Origin of the sequence: Flaviflagellibacter deserti, from assembly GCF_042652085.1 — a bacterium.
GTDB classification, from domain to species: domain Bacteria; phylum Pseudomonadota; class Alphaproteobacteria; order Rhizobiales; family Methylopilaceae; genus Flaviflagellibacter; species Flaviflagellibacter deserti.
In genome coordinates this window covers 1,652,986-1,670,634 of sequence record NZ_JBHSJF010000006.1, presented here as the reverse complement: position 1 = coordinate 1,670,634, position 17,649 = coordinate 1,652,986, and the positions used below count along the sequence as shown (strand labels likewise).

The 17,649-nt window shown below is 63.0% G+C and carries 17 protein-coding genes; 11 read left to right on the top strand and 6 right to left on the bottom strand.

Annotated elements, in window-relative coordinates; translation table 11 throughout:
• Positions 1-184: 184 nt before the first annotated feature.
• The gene (locus tag ACFPFW_RS15245; protein ID WP_379771361.1) at positions 185-1,981 is read left to right on the top strand and encodes a sensor domain-containing diguanylate cyclase; all 1,797 of its coding nucleotides are present in this window, start codon (positions 185-187) and stop codon (positions 1,979-1,981) included.
• Here ACFPFW_RS15245 and ACFPFW_RS15240 read toward each other — a convergent pair.
• The 5 genes from ACFPFW_RS15240 to ACFPFW_RS15220 all read right to left on the bottom strand — a co-directional run bounded on the left by ACFPFW_RS15240 (position 1,978) and on the right by ACFPFW_RS15220 (position 7,115).
• Entirely contained in the window at positions 1,978-3,237 is a 1,260-nt protein-coding gene (locus tag ACFPFW_RS15240) for an RNA polymerase sigma factor (RefSeq protein ID WP_114958037.1), read from the bottom strand. The two genes, ACFPFW_RS15245 and ACFPFW_RS15240, sit on opposite strands and share 4 nt — an antisense overlap.
• Positions 3,238-3,295: 58 nt before the next feature.
• On the bottom strand, positions 3,296-3,727 hold the full coding sequence (locus tag ACFPFW_RS15235) for a YciI family protein (protein WP_114958038.1): 432 nt from the start codon (positions 3,725-3,727) through the stop codon (positions 3,296-3,298).
• A 100-nt stretch (positions 3,728-3,827) separates the two neighbouring features.
• Positions 3,828-5,051, bottom strand: coding sequence for a lytic murein transglycosylase (locus ACFPFW_RS15230; protein ID WP_114958039.1), 1,224 nt, complete (start codon positions 5,049-5,051; stop codon positions 3,828-3,830).
• A gap of 21 nt (positions 5,052-5,072) precedes the next feature.
• Entirely contained in the window at positions 5,073-6,077 is a 1,005-nt protein-coding gene (locus tag ACFPFW_RS15225) for a serine hydrolase domain-containing protein (RefSeq protein WP_114958040.1), read from the bottom strand.
• A gap of 81 nt (positions 6,078-6,158) precedes the next feature.
• Positions 6,159-7,115 (bottom strand): homocysteine S-methyltransferase family protein, encoded by a 957-nt coding sequence (locus ACFPFW_RS15220; protein WP_114958041.1) that lies wholly within the window; start codon positions 7,113-7,115, stop codon positions 6,159-6,161.
• A 199-nt stretch (positions 7,116-7,314) separates the two neighbouring features.
• Between ACFPFW_RS15220 and ACFPFW_RS15215 the strand changes: the two genes are divergently transcribed.
• The 6 genes from ACFPFW_RS15215 (at position 7,315) to ACFPFW_RS15190 (ending at position 11,512) form a co-directional block, all read left to right on the top strand.
• Positions 7,315-7,938, top strand: a complete 624-nt coding sequence (locus ACFPFW_RS15215; protein WP_114958042.1) for a TetR/AcrR family transcriptional regulator — start codon at positions 7,315-7,317, stop codon at positions 7,936-7,938.
• A gap of 217 nt (positions 7,939-8,155) precedes the next feature.
• The gene (locus ACFPFW_RS15210; RefSeq protein WP_114958043.1) at positions 8,156-8,362 is read left to right on the top strand and encodes a cold-shock protein; all 207 of its coding nucleotides are present in this window, start codon (positions 8,156-8,158) and stop codon (positions 8,360-8,362) included.
• A 163-nt stretch (positions 8,363-8,525) separates the two neighbouring features.
• Positions 8,526-9,332, top strand: a complete 807-nt coding sequence (locus ACFPFW_RS15205) for an ABC transporter ATP-binding protein (protein ID WP_114958044.1) — start codon at positions 8,526-8,528, stop codon at positions 9,330-9,332.
• On the top strand, positions 9,329-10,087 hold the full coding sequence (locus tag ACFPFW_RS15200; RefSeq protein ID WP_114958045.1) for an ABC transporter substrate-binding protein: 759 nt from the start codon (positions 9,329-9,331) through the stop codon (positions 10,085-10,087). The genes ACFPFW_RS15205 and ACFPFW_RS15200 overlap by 4 nt, the downstream gene beginning before the upstream one ends.
• A 46-nt stretch (positions 10,088-10,133) precedes the next feature.
• Entirely contained in the window at positions 10,134-10,826 is a 693-nt protein-coding gene (locus ACFPFW_RS15195; protein WP_114958046.1) for an ABC transporter permease, read from the top strand.
• Positions 10,823-11,512 carry an ABC transporter permease gene (locus ACFPFW_RS15190; RefSeq protein WP_379771354.1) on the top strand — a complete coding sequence of 230 codons (690 nt, stop codon included), beginning with the start codon at positions 10,823-10,825 and terminating at the stop codon, positions 11,510-11,512. The genes ACFPFW_RS15195 and ACFPFW_RS15190 overlap by 4 nt, the downstream gene beginning before the upstream one ends.
• A 3-nt stretch (positions 11,513-11,515) precedes the next feature.
• On the opposite strand, the gene ACFPFW_RS15185 is transcribed toward ACFPFW_RS15190, so the two are convergent.
• The gene (locus ACFPFW_RS15185) at positions 11,516-12,103 is read right to left on the bottom strand and encodes a hypothetical protein (RefSeq protein ID WP_114958047.1); all 588 of its coding nucleotides are present in this window, start codon (positions 12,101-12,103) and stop codon (positions 11,516-11,518) included.
• A 69-nt stretch (positions 12,104-12,172) separates the two neighbouring features.
• Between ACFPFW_RS15185 and dnaG the strand changes: the two genes are divergently transcribed.
• The 4 genes from dnaG to ACFPFW_RS15165 all read left to right on the top strand — a co-directional run bounded on the left by dnaG (position 12,173) and on the right by ACFPFW_RS15165 (position 17,153).
• Positions 12,173-14,083, top strand: a complete 1,911-nt coding sequence (dnaG, locus tag ACFPFW_RS15180) for a DNA primase (RefSeq protein WP_114958048.1) — start codon at positions 12,173-12,175, stop codon at positions 14,081-14,083.
• 162 nt (positions 14,084-14,245) lie between these two features.
• On the top strand, positions 14,246-16,234 hold the full coding sequence (gene rpoD, locus ACFPFW_RS15175; RefSeq protein ID WP_114958049.1) for an RNA polymerase sigma factor RpoD: 1,989 nt from the start codon (positions 14,246-14,248) through the stop codon (positions 16,232-16,234).
• A gap of 84 nt (positions 16,235-16,318) precedes the next feature.
• Positions 16,319-16,678 carry a hypothetical protein gene (locus tag ACFPFW_RS15170; protein WP_114958050.1) on the top strand — a complete coding sequence of 120 codons (360 nt, stop codon included), beginning with the start codon at positions 16,319-16,321 and terminating at the stop codon, positions 16,676-16,678.
• Positions 16,679-16,775: 97 nt separating this feature from the next.
• Positions 16,776-17,153, top strand: a complete 378-nt coding sequence (locus ACFPFW_RS15165) for a ribosomal maturation YjgA family protein (protein ID WP_114958051.1) — start codon at positions 16,776-16,778, stop codon at positions 17,151-17,153.
• The last annotated feature ends 496 nt before the right edge of the window (positions 17,154-17,649 follow it).

Sequence of the window (17,649 nt, the reverse complement as noted above, 5' to 3'; positions counted from 1 at the left end):
ACCTCCTCGTTCTCTTTTGAAGCAACGTCTTGTTTCCGTAGGGGTTCCTGGAATACCAGGCATGCTGTGCGGTCAGTCTCCGCGTTGCTTTCCAAGAGGAGCTTAGCCTTCCGCGCTGGAAAGTGAATGCAGAATTCAGTTTTCCCCGTGCACGAAACGTCAACGACTCACGGTTTAGCTCGCTATGTTCGATATGCTCAGGGGGCTGGGTCTCGGGCAGGGGGCTGCGATGGCCATCGGCGGCAGCGGGCTCGCTTTCGCGGCGAGTCTCAGGGCGCGTGTGATCATTCTGACGATTGTGGCCATGACGTTGGTCGCAGTGCCGGCGGCGTTCGCTTTCGTCTGGATCGTCAACACGACCGTGGTGAAGATCGGTACTCTGTTCGCCGAGAACCAGATCCTCTTCGATCGCTATCGCGGCCTCGAATCCCTCATGCGGGAAGTTTCGCTGGCCGAAACCCTGGCCCGCTCGCCGACCATCGTGGAATGGGCCAAGAACCCGTCGTCGATCTCGGCGGAGAACCGTGGCGTCGCGGAGCTGGAGCACTTCCGGATATCATTCCGCGACAAAAGCTATTTCGCGGTCATCGGCTCGACCGGTGACTATTATTTCAATGACAAGGACGCGACCTATCTCGGCAACCAGAAGCGCTACACGGTCTCAGCCGACAATCCGCGCGACGGCTGGTACTTCAAGACGGCGGGATATGGTTCCGGCTGCCATCTGAACGTGGACCGCGACGACAACCTGAACGTCACCAAGGTCTGGATCAATTGCATCATCAGCGAGGGCGGCCGGGTCCTTGGCATCATCGGCACCGGCGTCGATCTCAGCTGGTTCATTCGCGAGGTCGTCGACTTTCCGCAGAACGGCGTCCAGAGCATGTTCGTCGATCGCGCCGGCGCCGTGCAGGCCCACCGCGATCCCCGCTTCGTCGACTTCCACAGCCTGACCAAGGACATCAAGGCCAAGAAGACGATCTACGGGCTGATCGACGACGACGAGGGCCGGAATGCGCTGTCCGGCATGATGCAGGACGTCGCCGACGGCCGCGCGCTCGTGAAATCGAGCTATCTGCGCATCGGCGGGCACGATTATCTCGTTGGCGTCGGCTATCTCGACCGCCTCGGCTGGTTCAACGTCACGCTTATGGACATCGACGAGATCGTCGACTGGCGGATGTTCGCGCCGATCGCGCTGCTTCTCGCCGCGATCCTCATCGGCGTCGTGGCGCTCTTATCCCTGCTGTTCCGCCGCAGCGTCCTCGACCGCCTGGAGCGGGTCGAGCGCGGAATCCGCTTCATGCAGGCGGGCGATTTCTCAAATCCGATCCGTGACGACAGCCCCGACGAGATCGGGCGTCTATCGCGAGCCTTCGGCGACCTTGCGGAATCAATCGGTACCCAGACGGGCGTTCTCGAAAAGCTCGTCTGCGAGCGCACCGAGAAACTCGAACATCTCGCCTCGCTCGACCCGCTGACCGAGATTTCCAACCGCCGCGGCTTCATCCGCCGGTTCGGCCAGGAGAAGAAGCGGCGCCTGCGCCGCGGCCGCCATCTGGGTCTGCTCCTGATCGACGTCGATCATTTCAAGACGATCAACGACAGTCTCGGCCACGAAATCGGCGATCGTGTCCTGCTTGAATTCTCCCGTCGGATTTCTTCGGCGCTGTCGAGTTACGACATCTGCGCGCGCTGGGGTGGCGACGAGTTCATAGTGCTGCTTGCCGACTGCAATGCGAAGTCGCTGGAGACGATGGCCGAGCGCCTGCTCAACGCTTTCCGTCAGGCCTCGCTGCCGATTCATGACGGCGGCACCCTGTCGTTGACCGCGAGCATCGGCGGCTATCTCGTCACGGCCGAGGACGAACTGCCGAAAGCGGCCGAACGGGCCGACGCCGCTCTTTATGCCGCCAAACGGGAAGGGCGGAACCGCTTTGCCCTCTATTGCCCGTCCCACGCGCTCCGCATGGTCGTCTAGCTGCCACAGGCTTCCGCCCTTTCGAGAAGGAAGGCCTTCTCGCGGTCGTTGCGGGTAAGCTCCGCCGCACGTTCGAATTGGCCCCTGGCTTCCGCCAGCCGGCCGGCCCGGAACAGGAAATCTCCCTTGGCGGCGGGCAGGGGCGCGTAGTTCCGCAAGGCCGCGACCCCGGCGATCTCGTCGACGAGCTTAAGTCCGGCCTCCGGACCGAAGGCCATGCTGTAGGCGACTGCCCGGTTCAGATCGACGATAGGCGATGGCATCGCCTCGCGCAGCGTGTCGTAAAGCACCGCGATCTTGTTCCAGTCCGTATCCTCCACCTTGCGCGCCCTCGCATGACAGGCGGCGAGCGCCGCCTGTAGCGTATATGGGCCCTTGGCCCCTCCCAGCGCTTCGGCACGTTCCAGGGCGGCGAGCCCGCGGCGGATCAGGAACTGGTCCCAGCGGGCACGGTTCTGCTCGGTCAGTGACACGAAAGAGCCGTCCGCCGCCGTGCGGGCGGCCAGCCGCGAGGCCTGGATTTCCATCAGCGCAAGGAGACCGAAGACCTCGGGCTCGTCGCGCGCCAGCCCGGCAAGGATCCGGCCCAGGCGCTGGGCCTCGGCGCACAATGCCGGGCGGATCAGGTCCTCGCCGGCCGTGGCCGCATAACCCTCGTTGAAAATCAGATAAACGACCTCCAGCACCGAAGCGAGGCGCTGCTTCCGCTCCTTGCCACGTGGCACCTCGAAGGTCAGTCCGGCGTTGCCGATCGTCTTCTTCGCCCGGACGATGCGCTGGGCGATGGTCGGCTCGGCCGACAGAAAGGCACGGGCGATCTCTTCCGTGGTCAGCCCGCCGATCAGGCGCAGAGTGAGGGCCGCGCGCGCCTCCGCCGACAGGATCGGATGGCAGGCGGTGAAGATGAGACTCAGAAGCTCGTCGCCCACATCGTCGTCCATGGCGGCCTCGATGTCCCCGACCGGATCGATCTCCTCGTCGAGTTCTTGGGCGATCTGGGAATGCTTTCGCGCGAGCATCTTGTCGCGGCGCAGCCCGTCGATGGCCCGGCGCTTGGCGGCAGCCATCAACCAGGCGCCGGGGTTTAGGGGAACGCCGGTCTTCGGCCATTCGGAGAGGGCCATCAGGAGGGCGTCCTGCGCCAGCTCCTCCGCCCGATCTAGATCGCGTACGACGCGAGTCAGGCCGCCGATGAGCCTCGCCCGCTCGATCCGGAAGACCGCCTCGATCGCCTGATGTGTTTCGGTCGCCGCCACGCTTCCCGCTTAAGGAAGCGAACTCCTACAGGCAAGCTGTGGCGGCGACCGACGCATGTCAGCGATCGGAAAGCTTTTCGCGAAGCTCTTCTTCCTGCGCGACGATCTCCGGCGTCACGATCCCTTCGAAGTCGGCCATCTCATAGATCGGCCGGATTTCGATCTCGCTCGGCCCGAACATCGGATTGGGGCAGCGCTTCACCCACTCGACGGCTTCGGCCATGTCCTTGACCTCCCAGAGCCAGTAGCCGGCGACAAGCTCACGGGTTTCGGCGAAGGGACCATCGATGACGGTGCGGCTCGGGCCGTCGAACGCCACGCGCTTGCCTTCCGAAGAGGGCTTCAGGCCCTCGCCGGCCAGCATGACGCCGGCTTTGACCAGTTCCTCGTTGAACTTGCCCATGGCCTCGAACATTTCGGTCAGTTTGGCCGAGGGCTTCATTCCCTCTTCGCTGTCCGCCGTCGCCTTCACGAAAACCATCACGCGCATTGTCTTGCTCCTATGATCGTGGAGACCTCTCTGGTCCCATACCAAGGCGACGAACGAGGTTTGCCAGGATCGACATCGCGCCGAAATTTTTTGCGATCGTTCAGCGGCCCGCCTGTTTCACCATGTCCGCATCGGGATAGCAGGTCGCCGCGCGGCCGTTCGCCTGCTGCCAGACGCCGATCGCGACACGCGTGCGGAAGCCGACCAGTCCGTCGGCGGTGCCGACATCCTGTCCCTTCTTCTCGAGCCGAAGCTGCATCTCGCGGACATCGTTGCGGGTGAAGCCGCTGAGCGTGTTCCACGGCGCCCGGATCGTCGCATCGCCGCGCAGCTTGTCGGCGAGGTGGCCGATGAACAGCGCGTACATATCTGACTCGTTGTAGCTCTTGAGAACGTAGAAGTTCTCCGACACCAGGAAGGCCGGTCCCTGCCGCCCGGCGGGCATCAGGAGATGGCCGGCGAGGTCGGGGGTCTTGGACATCACCGCCGAGACGGGTTTCACGCCCATTCCGAGCCATTCCTTCACCGGTCGCGGCTTGTCCGGTCCCTCATAGGTGCAGGACGCCGCCTGCGGCGCGTCGATCTCGGTGCCCCACCAGCGCCCTCGTACCCAGCCATGAGCCGCGAGGAAATTGCCGATCGAGCCCAAAGTGTCCGGTACGGATTTCCAGATGTCGCGCTTGCCGTCGCCGTCCTGGTCCACGGCATAGGCGAGGAACTTCGAGGGCAGGAATTGCGGCTGGCCCATCGCGCCGGCCCATGAGCTTTTGAGGTCGGCAAGGGCGATGTGGTCGCCTTCGAGGATCTCCAGCGCCGCGATCAGCTCTGGATAGAAGTAGTTCTTCCGCGCGCCGATATAGCCGAGCGTCGCCAGCGCTTGGATGGCGTTCTTGTTGGGCTTCGCCGCGCCGAACCCGGATTCCCGGCCCCAGATCGCGACGATGATCTCGCGCGGCACGCCGGATTTCTTCTCCACGGCGTCGAGGGTCCTGGCGTACTGCTGGAGTAGCGCCCGGCCTTTCGGCACGAGTGGAGCGAACTTGGTCTCGGCGACATACGCGCCCGGCGTCTGGAATTCCGGCTGGCGCTGTTCCTTCGCCGGCGGCGCGCCCGGCGCGGCGAGGTCGGGCAGGGTCCAGTCGAGCGTCACGCCCGAGAAAGCGGTGTCGAACGTCGCCTTCGACACCTTCTTCTTCTGCGCGTCGGGCCAGACCTTTGTCGTCAGCCATGTCCGGAAACCGGCCTCGATCGCGGCCTTGTCCTGCGCGAAAGCGGGAAGGGAGGTTGCGGCGAGTACGAAAAGGGCAAGCAGAAGGGCCGGCACGAAGACCTCGAATCCGAAGAATTATTGAACCGCGCTTTGGCCGGACATTGCCGCCGGAATTATGGCTTCGCCAAGCAAAGCGTGCAGGTCCTGCACATATCCGCTACCGCGTTCATAGTGGCCGGTGTCCGACATCATCACGACGGTTAGCCCGATATCCGGAACGACGTAGAGCATCTGGCCGCCGAATCCCCAGCCGTAGTGCACCTTGTGGCCGCCGATGTCGGTCTCGAACCAGCCATAGCCATAGCCGTGCCCGGTGAAGAAGCTCTGCGTCACCGGCGTCCACGACGCGTCGATCCACCCTTTCGACAGCACCCTTCTGCCGCCGGCCATGCCGCCGTTCCGGTACATCTCGCCGATCTTCACCAGCGCATGCGGCGAGAGCGACATGTTGTTGCCACCGAGATAGATGCCCTGCGGATCGCGGTCCCAAGACGGGATAGCGATGCCGAGCGGCCCGCCCAGCCAGTCGCGGGCGAGCTGCAGCGTGGTCTTGCCGGAGGCCTTGGTCAGGATCGCCGAGAGAAGATGCGTGTTGCCGGTCGAATAGAGCATCCGCCCGCCGGGCTGGTCGACGAACGGCCGATCCAGCGCGTCGCGCACCCAGTTCGCGCTCGAAATCCACGTCCCGTAGTTCTGCCCGGATGTCCGCTCCAGCCCGGAACGCATGGTCAGGAGATCACCGACGGTAATCTCGTTCAGCCGCGGATCGCCGTTCTTCGGCAGGCTCGAGGACAGGATCGGCGCGATCTTCTCGTCAGGTCCGCTCAGCACGCCTTTGTCGACCGCGATGCCGACCAGCGCCGAGATGACCGATTTTGACAGCGACTTGATGTTCGTCGGCCGATCGACCGGACCGCGCTCATAGACGATGGTTCCATTCTGAGAGACGACCACGCTTTCGAGCCGCTTCAGATCCTCAGCCCGCTGCTCGACCGCGACGAAGCGTGGGTCGATGCCCGCACGTGCGGCAAGGGGCAAGAGGAAGATCAGGCAGGCGAGGGGGAGGATTCGTCGGAGCATCCCGACGAATTTGGCGATCCCGGCTCGTTTTGCAATCCGTGATGTTCGGGTGGGCGGAGCCGAGGCCCCGCCCACGAAATGTCAGGCCAGGGCCTCAGCTGACGAGCAGAAGCGCGCGATCTCCCGCACATGGCGGTGGTCGGTGCCGCAACAGCCGCCCAGCATGGTGAGATGCCCGAAACTCCGACGCAGATCGCGATATTGCCGGCCGAGTTCGATCGGATCGCCAGCATCGAGATCCGGCGAGGAATCGAGTTCGGCATGGCTCCGCCTCGATGCATTCGCTCGCAAGCCGCGAATGCGCTGGGTCCAGGCGGCGTTGGCCTTGAGCGCGTCCTCGAAATGGGTCGGGTGCGCGCAGTTGATCATGAAGTAGGCCGCCGCGCCGCCGGTCTCCGCATCGGTTGTCTCGATCGCCTCCTGCAGCGTCTGCCCGGTCGGCAGCCTGCCGTCGGTCTCCAGCGTGAACGAGATCACGGACGGGACCTCCAGGCGCTTCGCCGCGCGTACGATGCCGACCGCCTCCGGGACGTTGTTGATGGTGAAGCCGGAGATGAAATCGGCCTCGGTCCAGGACAGGGTATCGATCTGGGTGCAGTGATAATCCTCGGCTTCGGCCGCGCTCATCAGCCTGCCGGGGTCATAGCCGTCGCCGCGCGGGCCGAGATTGCCGGAGATCACCATGGGCGAGGCCGGCGTCTCGAACTCTCTGCGGATGTCGACCAGCATGTCGATCGCGTCGCGGTTGGCGAAGGCGAGCGAACGCGCATCGTAACCGAGTTTCTTCGCCCAATCGGGATTGGCGCGCCAAGTCACGCTTTCGAGCACGAAACCCATGCGGTTCTCGACCGCCGTGCGGGCATGCAATTCGTAATAGTCGCGCAACCGCTTGCGTCCGGCCGCTGTCTTCAGAAGGTCGAAGCTCGCGAAATGTGGCAGCTCCATCCCGTCATGGAAGATCAGGGTAGTCTCAAGGCCGCTGTCGGTCAGGAACAGCGTGTCGCCGAGCTGCGGCAGGTCATTTCTGTATTTGGGCATTTTTGCTCCGTTCGGGTTTCCCCTCCCGGCGCGGACCCTAGGTCGGTGGTCCATCTTCAGCTAGAAAGCGCACGGTGCGGTTTGTCATATTTATAAATTGACGTTGGATATCAAGTGCTTGAAACAGGTTCCTTGGCAATCTGGTTCAGCCGGATCGCCAGACATGTGGGGGAGGACTGCACTCGTGGTACAGTTGCGTATGATCGAGGCTCCCACACGCAAGGGTTCGGATACACGCGAACGCCTGCTCGCTACTGCCGAGATGGCAGTGCTGGCGAAGGGTTTCGCCTCGACCTCGATCGAGGAACTGATCGCCGAGGTCGGTATCACCAAGTCCGGCTTCTTCTACCATTTCAAGGACAAGACCGAACTCGCCCGCGCCCTGATGGAGCGATACATGATCCACGATCGGGAAGTGCTCGATGAGCTCTTCCGCCGTGGCGACGAACTGAACGACGATCCGCTGCACGGCTTCCTCGTCGGCCTGCGTCTCTTCGCCGAGATGATGGGGCAATTGCCCGAAGCGCATCCGGGCTGCCTGGCCGCAAGCTTCTGCTATCAGGACCAACTCTTCGATCAGCAGATTCGCGATCTCAACGCCGAGGCGCTGCTGGTCTGGCGTCGCCGCTTCCGCGCCCGGTTCGATCAAATTTCGGAGCGCTATCCGCCTCGTCACAAAGTCGATCTGGACGCGCTTTCGGACATGGCCTCGACGCTTGTCGAGGGTGGTCTGATCCTCGGTCGTGCCCTCAAGGACGTGACCATTTTGCCGCGCCAGATTCTCCTCTATCGCGACTTGGTCAGGTTCACTTTCCAGCCCTGATGGGGCATTTCCCGTAGGTTTACGATCCTTGCCAATCCGGCCCGACTGCTCCATTTAAAGGCAGTCGGGGCGCTGATTTGCCGATGTTGTGAGCGGCCCCCGCGAGTAGAATTTGGACTGCCTTACTGCCGTACCCGAGTTTGGGATGTGCGTTCAGGTTCCCAAATTCCAGAGAGCGGCACGCGCCTGTCGGGTGCGTTTTTGAGGAGGCCAGTTCATGGCTACCGTTGGTACTGTTAAGTTCTACAATTCCCAGAAGGGTTTCGGCTTCATCCAGCCCGAGACGGGCGGCCCGGACGTATTTGTCCACGCCACCGCTCTTGAGGCGGCCGGCCTTTATACCCTCAACGAGGGCCAGAAGGTTGAATTCGACGTCGTTCCGGATCGCGGCAAGAGCAAGGCTGCGAACCTGAAGACCGTCTGATCCTGTCAGGGATCGAGGACTGAAAAGCCCGGCTCAGCCGGGCTTTTTTTGTTTCGGCAAGAACCTTGCAGGTTTATAGGCAAGCGCGGGCGTAAAGCCCGTGTTTGACTCGTAGTTCCGGCGACAACAGACTGGAACTGGAGTTCGCAGCGGAGAGTGTGTCCTGGCGTCGTCCAATGCTGTTCCGGCCCTGCAGGCCAAAGGTATCAAGAAGAGATATGGCAACCTGGAAGTCCTGAAGGGCATCGATATCGAGGCCCACACAGGCGAAGTGATTGCCATCATCGGCACGTCCGGTTCCGGCAAAAGCACACTGCTTCGTTGCCTCAATCTGCTCGACAATCCGGACGAGGGCGAGATCACCGTCCACGGCGAATCCATCCGCATGAAGCGCCAGCGCAATGGTACGCTCTGCGCCGCGGACTCGAAGCAGATTTCGCGGCTGCGATCCGATATTGGCTTCGTCTTCCAGAGCTTCAATCTCTGGCCGCACATGACGGTGATGGAGAACATTATCGAGGCGCCGATTCAGGTGCTTGGCCTGAGCTATCCCGAGGCGGTCGCCCGGGCCGAAAAGCTCCTGATGAAGGTTGGCATCGCCGGGAAGGCCGAGAGCTATCCGATGATGTTGTCGGGCGGCCAGCAGCAGCGTGCGGCCATCGCGCGCACGCTCGCCATGGAGCCCAAGGTCATACTCTTCGACGAGCCGACATCCGCGCTCGACCCCGAAATGGTCGGCGAGGTCCTGGGCGTCATCCAGCAACTCGCCCAGGAAGGGCGCACGATGCTCCTCGTGACGCATGAGATGCGGTTCGCGCGGAATGTCTCGACGAGAGCGATTTTTCTCGATGCGGGCCGCATCGAGCAGCAGGGAACCCCGGCGGAAGTCTTCGACCACCCCACCTCGGCTCGCTGCCGTCAGTTCATGGCCAGTCAAAATCATCAAGACAGGGAGTACCAACCGCAATGACCGTTCGCATGCTCGCCAAAGCCGTTCTGGCTGCCGCGCTCGCGCTTGGCGCCGTTTCCGCGGCCCACGCGGACAAGCTCCGCATCGGCACCGAGGGTGCCTATGCCCCCTTCAACATGAAGGACTCAAAAGGTGAGGTCGTCGGGTTCGACATAGACATCGCCAAGGCGCTCTGCGCCGAAATGAAGGCCGAGTGCACCATCGTCACCCAGGACTGGGACGGCATCATCCCGGCTCTGCAGAACAAGAAGTTCGACTTCATCGCCGCCTCGATGTCGATCACCGAGGAGCGTTCGAAGGTCGTCAGCTTCACCGACCCGTACTACCGCAACAAGCTTCAGTTCATCGGCAAGAAGGGCGTCGACCTCGATACCTCGGTCGACGCGCTGAAGAAGAAGACGATCGGTGCCCAGCGCGCGACCATCGCTTCCGAATGGCTCGAGAAGAATCTCGGCACCACCGACAACGTCAAGCTCTATGACACCCAGGAGAACGCCTGGCTCGACCTGAGCTCGGGCCGCACCGATGTCGTGCTCGCCGACTCCTTCCTCGCCTATGACTGGCTGCAGGGCGACGCCGGCAAGGGTTTCGAGTTCAAGAACAAGCCGGTGTTCGATGACGACAAGATCGGTATCGCCGTCCGCAAGAGCGACACCCAGCTCCTGGCTCGTCTCAATACGGCGCTGAAGACGATCATCGACAACGGCACCTACGACAAGATCAACGCAAAATACTTCCCCTTCAGCATCCGCTGATCAACAGTGAAGGGGCCGCCGCCGAGGCGGCCCTTTTTCTATCCCCATGATCGATCTTCAAGGTTTCGGAGCGCAGCTCGCGCTCGGCACATGGATGACGGTGCGCATCGCGTTCGCCGCGCTGATGCTCGGCCTCGCTTTGGGTCTGCTCGGCGCGATGGCGAAGGTGTCGCCGATCCGCTGGGTGCGCTGGCTTGGCGACATCTATTCCACGATCTTCCGTGGCGTCCCCGAACTCGTCATCATCCTGCTCGTCTATTTTGGCTCTGCCGCCGTGCTGAACGGCATCGGCGAGATGTTCGATCTCGACTACATGGAGCTCAACCCGTTCGCGGCGGGCACGCTCGCGCTCGGCTCCACCTTTGGCGCCTATGCGACCGAGGTCTTCCGCGGCGCGCTCCTGACCATCCCGCCCGGCCATATCGAAGCGGGAATGGCGCTCGGGCTCTCGAAAGGCCGCATCTTCCGCCGCATCGTGCTCCCGCAGATGTGGCGCATCGCACTGCCTGGCCTCGGCAATCTCTTCATGGTGCTGATGAAGGACACCGCGCTCGTCTCGGTCATCGGGCTCGAGGAGGTGATGCGCAAGGCGCAGATCGCGACCAGCGTCACCAAGCAGCCCTTCACCTTCTATTTCGCGGCGGCGGCGATCTATCTCTGCATCACCATAGTGTCGATGACGGCGCTCCAGTTCATGGAGAAGCGGGCCAATCGCGGCATCCGGCGGTCGCGCGCATGATCAATCTCGAACTGATCCTGCATTCGCTGCCTCAGCTTCTCTGGGGCGCGCTCCTCAGCATCCAGCTCGTCATCGTCTCGGGCATTCTCGGGCTCATCATCGCGATTCCGCTCGCGCTCGCCCGCGTCTCGCCGAACCCGCTGATCTCGGCCGGCCCCTATGCCTATGCCTTCTTCTTCCGTGGCACGCCGCTGCTCGTGCAGCTCTTCCTCGTCTATTACGGCCTCGGCCAGTTCGAGTTCATCAGGAACAGCGTGCTCTGGCCCTTCCTGCGCGAGCCGTACTATTGCGCGATCCTGACCATGGGCCTGCACACGGGCGGCTACATCGCCGAGATCCTGCGCGGCGCGATCCAGGCCGTTCCGGTGGGGGAGGTGGAAGCCGCGCGCACGCTCGGAATGTCGATGTCCAAGGCCTATCGCCGCATCATCCTGCCTCGTGCCGCCCGGATCGCACTGCCTGCCTACAGCAACGAGGTCATCCTGATGCTGAAGGGCTCCTCGCTCGCATCGACGATCACGCTGCTCGATCTGACGGGCATGTCGCGAACAATCATCGCGCGCACCTACGATCCGATCTCGATCTTCTTCGCGGCTGGTGTTCTCTACCTCATCATTTCGTTCATCCTGGTCCAGGGCTTCAGGCTGCTGGAGAGGCGCTGGAACAAGCATCTCGTTAGGGCGTGAGGCTCAGTCGTTGCTTTCGGGACGCCAGCTGAACAACTCGCCCCCGCGATCATCCAATATTCTCAAGCCATCCGGTTTCTGCGGTAGGTCGGCCGTTTCGAAGAAACGCTTGGCCCTCGGGATGACCTTCTGGAGGTCGTCGGCGGCCAGCGGAATGCGATCGAGAACGGCACGAGCGCCATCGCTCTCGCGCACCCGGATCAGTTCGACCGTTAAGTCGAAGCCGCTGTTCGCTGGATCGAGATTATTCGTGAAGCGGCGGACCTGTCGCAGGCCTTTGTAGAAGCCCTTGCCGGTGCCGCGGGGGCCCGTTCCTCCATACCGATATTGCCCATCCTCCCAGACCTCGAAGAGCTCGAACTCCGGAGACAGGGCCAACATTACGAAATCGAAGGCTCCTTGTGGGTCGTCGAAATGGGCATGAACGCCAGCGTCGCCACAATAAGCGATCCACTCATCGCATTCGAAAGTCACTTCGATCGAGAAGCCCGTCGGATCGGTCGGCCGTATGCGAAGGCGTTCCGGTGAAATCTGGACAGAGAGCTCGACTTGGTGAGCCAGCTTCTCGTAAAGCGCCTTCATCGGATCCATTGTAGTTCGTGCGCCTGTGGAAAAGCCGGTCCGCCACCTTTCGGCTCGATCCTACGCTATAACCATACTATGGCCTTCACACCCGACTTTCTTGACGAGATCCGCGCACGCCTGCCGGTGTCGGACGTCGTCGGCCGCCGGGTGAAGCTGAAGAAGCAGGGCCGCGAATGGGCCGGCCTGTCTCCCTTCAACAAGGAGAAGACGCCGAGCTTCTTCGTCAACGACCAGAAGGGCTTCTATCACTGCTTCTCCAGCGGCAAGCACGGCGACATCTTCCGCTTCCTGATGGAGACTGAGGGCGTCACGTTTCCTGAAGCGGTGGAGCGTCTGGCCGGAATGGCCGGCCTCGAAGTCCCGAAATCCGCGCCGCAGGAGATCGAGCGCGCCCAGCGCCGCGCCAGCCTAAACGACGTCATGGACATGGCCGCGGCCTTCTTTCAGGCGAGCCTCGCGGGACGGGCAGGGACCAATGCCCGCGCCTATCTCGACAAGCGCGGACTGAGCCAAGAGACGCGCACCAATTTCCGCCTCGGTTACGCGCCTTCCGACCGCACCGCACTGAAATCGCACCTCGCCGCGCAGAACGTGTCCGTCGGCGATATGATCGAGGCCGGGCTTCTTGTCCACGGCGATGACGTCGCCGAGCCGTTCGACCGCTTCCGCGACCGCATCATGTTCCCGATCCACGATGTGCGCGGGCGGATCATCGCCTTCGGCGGCCGTGCCATGCAGGCCGACGCCCCGGCGAAATATCTCAACTCGCCCGAGACCTCGCTCTTCCACAAGGGCGCGGTTCTCTTCAACCACCACCGCGCCCGCGCCGCCGTCCACCAAACCGATACCGTCATCGCAGTCGAGGGCTATATGGACGTGATCGCTCTGGCCCAGGCCGGCATCGCCAACGTGGTCGCCTCGCTGGGGACCGCGCTCACCGAGAGCCAGTTCGATATTCTCTGGAAGATGGCGCCCGAGCCGATCCTCTGCCTGGACGGCGACAAAGCCGGCCAGCGCGCCGCCCACCGCGCCATCGACGTCGCCCTGCCGCATCTCAAGCCCGGCCGTTCACTTCGCTTCGCGTTCCTGCCGGATGGGCAGGATCCAGACGATCTCGTCCGCTCGTCAGGGCGTGAGGCGGTCGACATGGTGCTGTCGCGCGCCCGCCCGCTGGTCGAGGTGCTGTGGGAGCGCGAGATCGACGCCCAGCCGGTCGATACGCCGGAGCGCCGTGCCGCCCTTGAGTCACGTCTGCGCGAATTGGTCCGCGCCATCTCCGACGAAAGCGTGCGCCGCCATTACGGCAATGCCATCGCCGAGAAGCTGCAGATATTCGCGCCGCCGGTGCCGGTGGCTTATCAGCGACGTGGTGGACCGCGCGGGCAGGGCGGTTTTTCCGACCGCCGCCCTTCGCGTGTCGGTCATCGAGTCGAGCCGCTCCGCGCAAGTTCGAGCCTGCGCCAGAGCCCGCAATTCTCGGGAGCCATCACCAAGGTCCGCGAGGCGGCGCTGCTCATCGCGCTGATCCGCCATCCACGTCTGCTCGACCGTCACGCCGAAACCCTATCGGAACTCGAACTGACCTCGCCCGAACTCGATCGTCTGCGGCGCGTCGCCATCGATGCCGCGGCCCACGACGAGGCCCAGAGTTCCGAAATGATGGAGGGCGCGGTTGCCCGCGCCGGCCTCTCGGCCTCGCTCGCGCGCGCCGAGGCCGCGCTGACGCCGGGCCTTTGGTGGGCGGCCGCCACAGCGGATGATCTGGACGCGGAGACCGGCTTCCTGCATAGCCTCGCCTTGCACCAGAAGGCCCATGCGCTACATAAGGAGCTGCGAGCGGCCGAGGCCGCTCTGGGGCAGGATACGACCGAGGAGAATTTTTCCCACCTCGTCGATATTCAAAACCAATTGAGCAAAGTCGAAGGCACCGAAGCCGCTATCGAGGGTTTCGGCGCTGCATCAGGGCGGCCTGCACGGAGTCTCTGATGTGGCTTGCGTTTTCGGCACGGTTAATTCGCGCTTAACGCAGCCGGCGGACAGTCGGATATAGTGATTCGCTGCGGATGTTTCCGAGCGCGGTTCGCGCTATATAGCTGAACGGTACATGAACGCCGGGCACCCCCGCGCCCCGCGAGAGATACGGACGACATGGTAGCAAACAAAGTCGCGACCAAGGAAGAAACGCAGGAAGCCCCGGCCGCTGATGCGCCCGATGGTGCTGTCCTCGACCTCAACGATCAGTCGGTACGTCGGATGATCAAAGCCGCGAAGAAGCGCGGCTATGTCACCCATGACGAACTGAACGAGGTCCTTCCTTCCGACCAGACGGACCCCGACAAGATCGAAGACATCATGTCGATGCTCAACGAGATGGGCATCAATGTCGTCGACGCCGAAGAGGCGGAAGCCGAGGAAGCCGCCGAGCGGAGCAGTGACGACGACGACGACGATGACGGCGGCGATATCGTCGAGGCGTCGCCGCGCGCTGTCGCGACGTCCAGTGCCAAAGAACCGTCCGATCGCACCGACGATCCGGTCCGCATGTATCTGCGCGAGATGGGCTCGGTCGAGCTGCTGTCTCGCGAGGGCGAGATCGCGATCGCCAAGCGCATCGAGGCCGGTCGCGAGGCGATGATCGCGGGTCTCTGCGAAAGCCCTCTGACCTTCCAGGCCATCATCATCTGGCGCGACGAATTGGCGGAAGCCAAGATCCTGCTGCGCGACATCATCGATCTCGAGGCCACCTATGCGGGCCCAGAGGGCAAGGCCATCCCGGCTCCCGTCGGTGGCGATGCCATGGCCGAAGAGGCGCTGCCGGAAGCCGACGCGCCACCGATCGACGGCGACATGGACGAGGATGAGGAGGGCAATCCCTCGCTCGCCGCCATGGAAGCCGAGCTGAAGCCGCAGGTCGTCGAGACTTTCGATAGCATCGCCGACAACTACAAGAAGCTCCGCCGCCTGCAGGACCAGAACGTCGAGCAGCGCATGCTCAATGCGCGCCTGACGCCGGCCCAGGAGCGGAAGTACAAGACGCTCAAGGATCAGATCGTCGTCGACGTGAAGTCCCTGTCGCTGAATAACAACCGCATCGAAGCGCTCGTCGAGCAGCTTTACGACATCAACAAGCGCCTCGTGTCGCTCGAAGGCCGGCTGATGCGTCTAGCCGACAGCTACGGCGTCGACCGCGTCCAGTTCCTCAAGGAGCATCAGGGCTCCGAGCTCGATCCGAACTGGCTTCGCCGCGTCGGCAAGCTGGGCGGTCGCGGCTGGAAGGAATTCGTCGCCGGCGACAAGGACGTCATCAAGGACATCCGTGGCGAGGTGCAGACTCTCGCGGCCGAGACCGGTCTCGAGATCGCCGAGTTCCGCAAGATCGTCCAGATGGTGCAGAAGGGCGAAAAGGAAGCCCGTCAGGCCAAGAAGGAAATGGTCGAGGCGAACCTCCGCCTCGTCATCTCGATCGCCAAGAAGTACACCAACCGCGGCCTGCAGTTCCTGGATCTCATCCAGGAAGGCAATATCGGCCTGATGAAGGCCGTCGATAAGTTCGAATACCGTCGCGGCTACAAGTTCTCGACGTACGCCACTTGGTGGATCCGGCAGGCCATCACCCGCTCGATCGCCGACCAGGCGCGTACGATCCGCATCCCGGTGCACATGATCGAGACGATCAACAAGATCGTCCGCACCTCGCGCCAGATGCTGCACGAGATCGGCCGCGAGCCGACTCCGGAAGAGCTGGCCGAGAAGTTGGCCATGCCGCTGGAGAAGGTGCGGAAGGTCCTGAAGATCGCCAAGGAGCCGATCTCCCTCGAAACGCCGATCGGCGACGAGGAGGATTCACACCTCGGCGACTTCATTGAGGACAAGAACGCGATCCTGCCGATCGACGCCGCGATCCAGTCGAATCTGCGCGAGACGACGACCCGCGTGCTGGCGACGCTCACGCCGCGCGAAGAGCGCGTGCTGCGCATGCGCTTTGGCATCGGCATGAACACCGACCACACGCTGGAAGAAGTCGGCCAGCAGTTCTCGGTGACGCGCGAACGCATTCGTCAGATCGAGGCAAAGGCGCTGCGCAAGCTGAAGCACCCGTCGCGCTCGCGTAAGCTCCGCAGCTTCCTCGACAATTGATTTGAGCGTCGTCCTCCGGCTTGACCGGAGGACGCATCCACCGTCCGATGCGCGCTCCGGTCCCACCGGAGCATGACGGCCCCAATGCTCACCCGCTTCGAACGCAGCAATCAGAAAGTCATCACCCGCCGCCAGTTCGCCAATCGCATGGCGAAGGCGGTCGGTATCTGGTTCGGGCTGACAGCGTTCGGCCTCGCGATAGGCATCGCCGGCTACATGCTGTCGGAAGGCATGTCGCTCATCGACGCCTTCGTGAACGCGGCGATGATCCTGTCCCGCATGGGCCCGGTCGGCGAACTCCACACCGAAGCCGGCAAGATATTCGCCGGCTGCTACGCCATCTTCTCCGGCCTGATGATCGTCATCGCCACTGGCTTCGTCCTGTCGCCGATCTTCCACCGGGTGCTGCACCACTTCCATGTGGAGATGAAGGGCGAGGATTGAGCCGATCCGTGTTGCGGCGGCTCTATTCGAATCGACGCCATCTCTGTCCATGATCTGGGTTGGTGTTGAGGCTGCGGCCTAGGGAGGGGACGCCGTCATGTCGCTGCCGCTCAGGCTTGGCTATCTCGGTTGGGTCCTCGCGGTCATCGGGGCCGGCCTGTTGCTTCGTAACGGCTATTTTGATCTGAGCCTGTCCGTCGAGAGGTGGGGCGGCTCGGTTATGTGGGGCGCGCTCTTCCTGCTCATCCTGCTGGTCATTGTGCCGAACGGCCGGCTGATCATCCTGGGTTTCGTCGCGCTTATTCTCGCCGCCGTGGTCGAGCTGAGCCAACTCTGGCATCTGCCCATGCTGGAAGCGGTCCGCGCCACCAAGGTCGGCGCGATCATGCTCGGCCGTACTTTCTCCTGGTGGGACATCGTCTGCTACTGGATCGGCATCGCGGTGGTCTGGTTCGTCGACAGTCGGGTGCGCTGACTGGAGATGTTTGCAGATGACGATCATCCGCCGAAATCGCTCCAATCGCGTCGGCGTCGCCGGGGGACTTCTCGATCGAGGACTGTGATGGCGGCGTCGACTCTCTCAGCGGGCGGCGAGGTTACAATTTCCTCGACCTCCATCGCGCGGGCCGCGTGGCAACTGCAGCGCTGGACACGGATGGCCGCCACGCAGTCCAGGGGAAGCGTGGCGGCCCGCCTGCTCGACGGGGATGCTTGAGGGGTCAGCAGGCAATTTGCGCCCGTCAGCAGAGCCTCTCAGACCAACGGGTTAAGCCAAAGCCTCATTTCTTATCGCGCGTTTAACCACACGAAGTTGGTCCGCTCTTTATCGTCCACCGTTGAAGGTAGAGGCGCATTGGATGCCAACGCCGGCTTTGCATGTGAGGGTGGCGGAAATCGCTAGCGAAGAGCGCGGCCGGCATCGTGGTTCAAGACAGCACGCGTCGGCTGGCCGGAGGCATCGGCAATTCCGA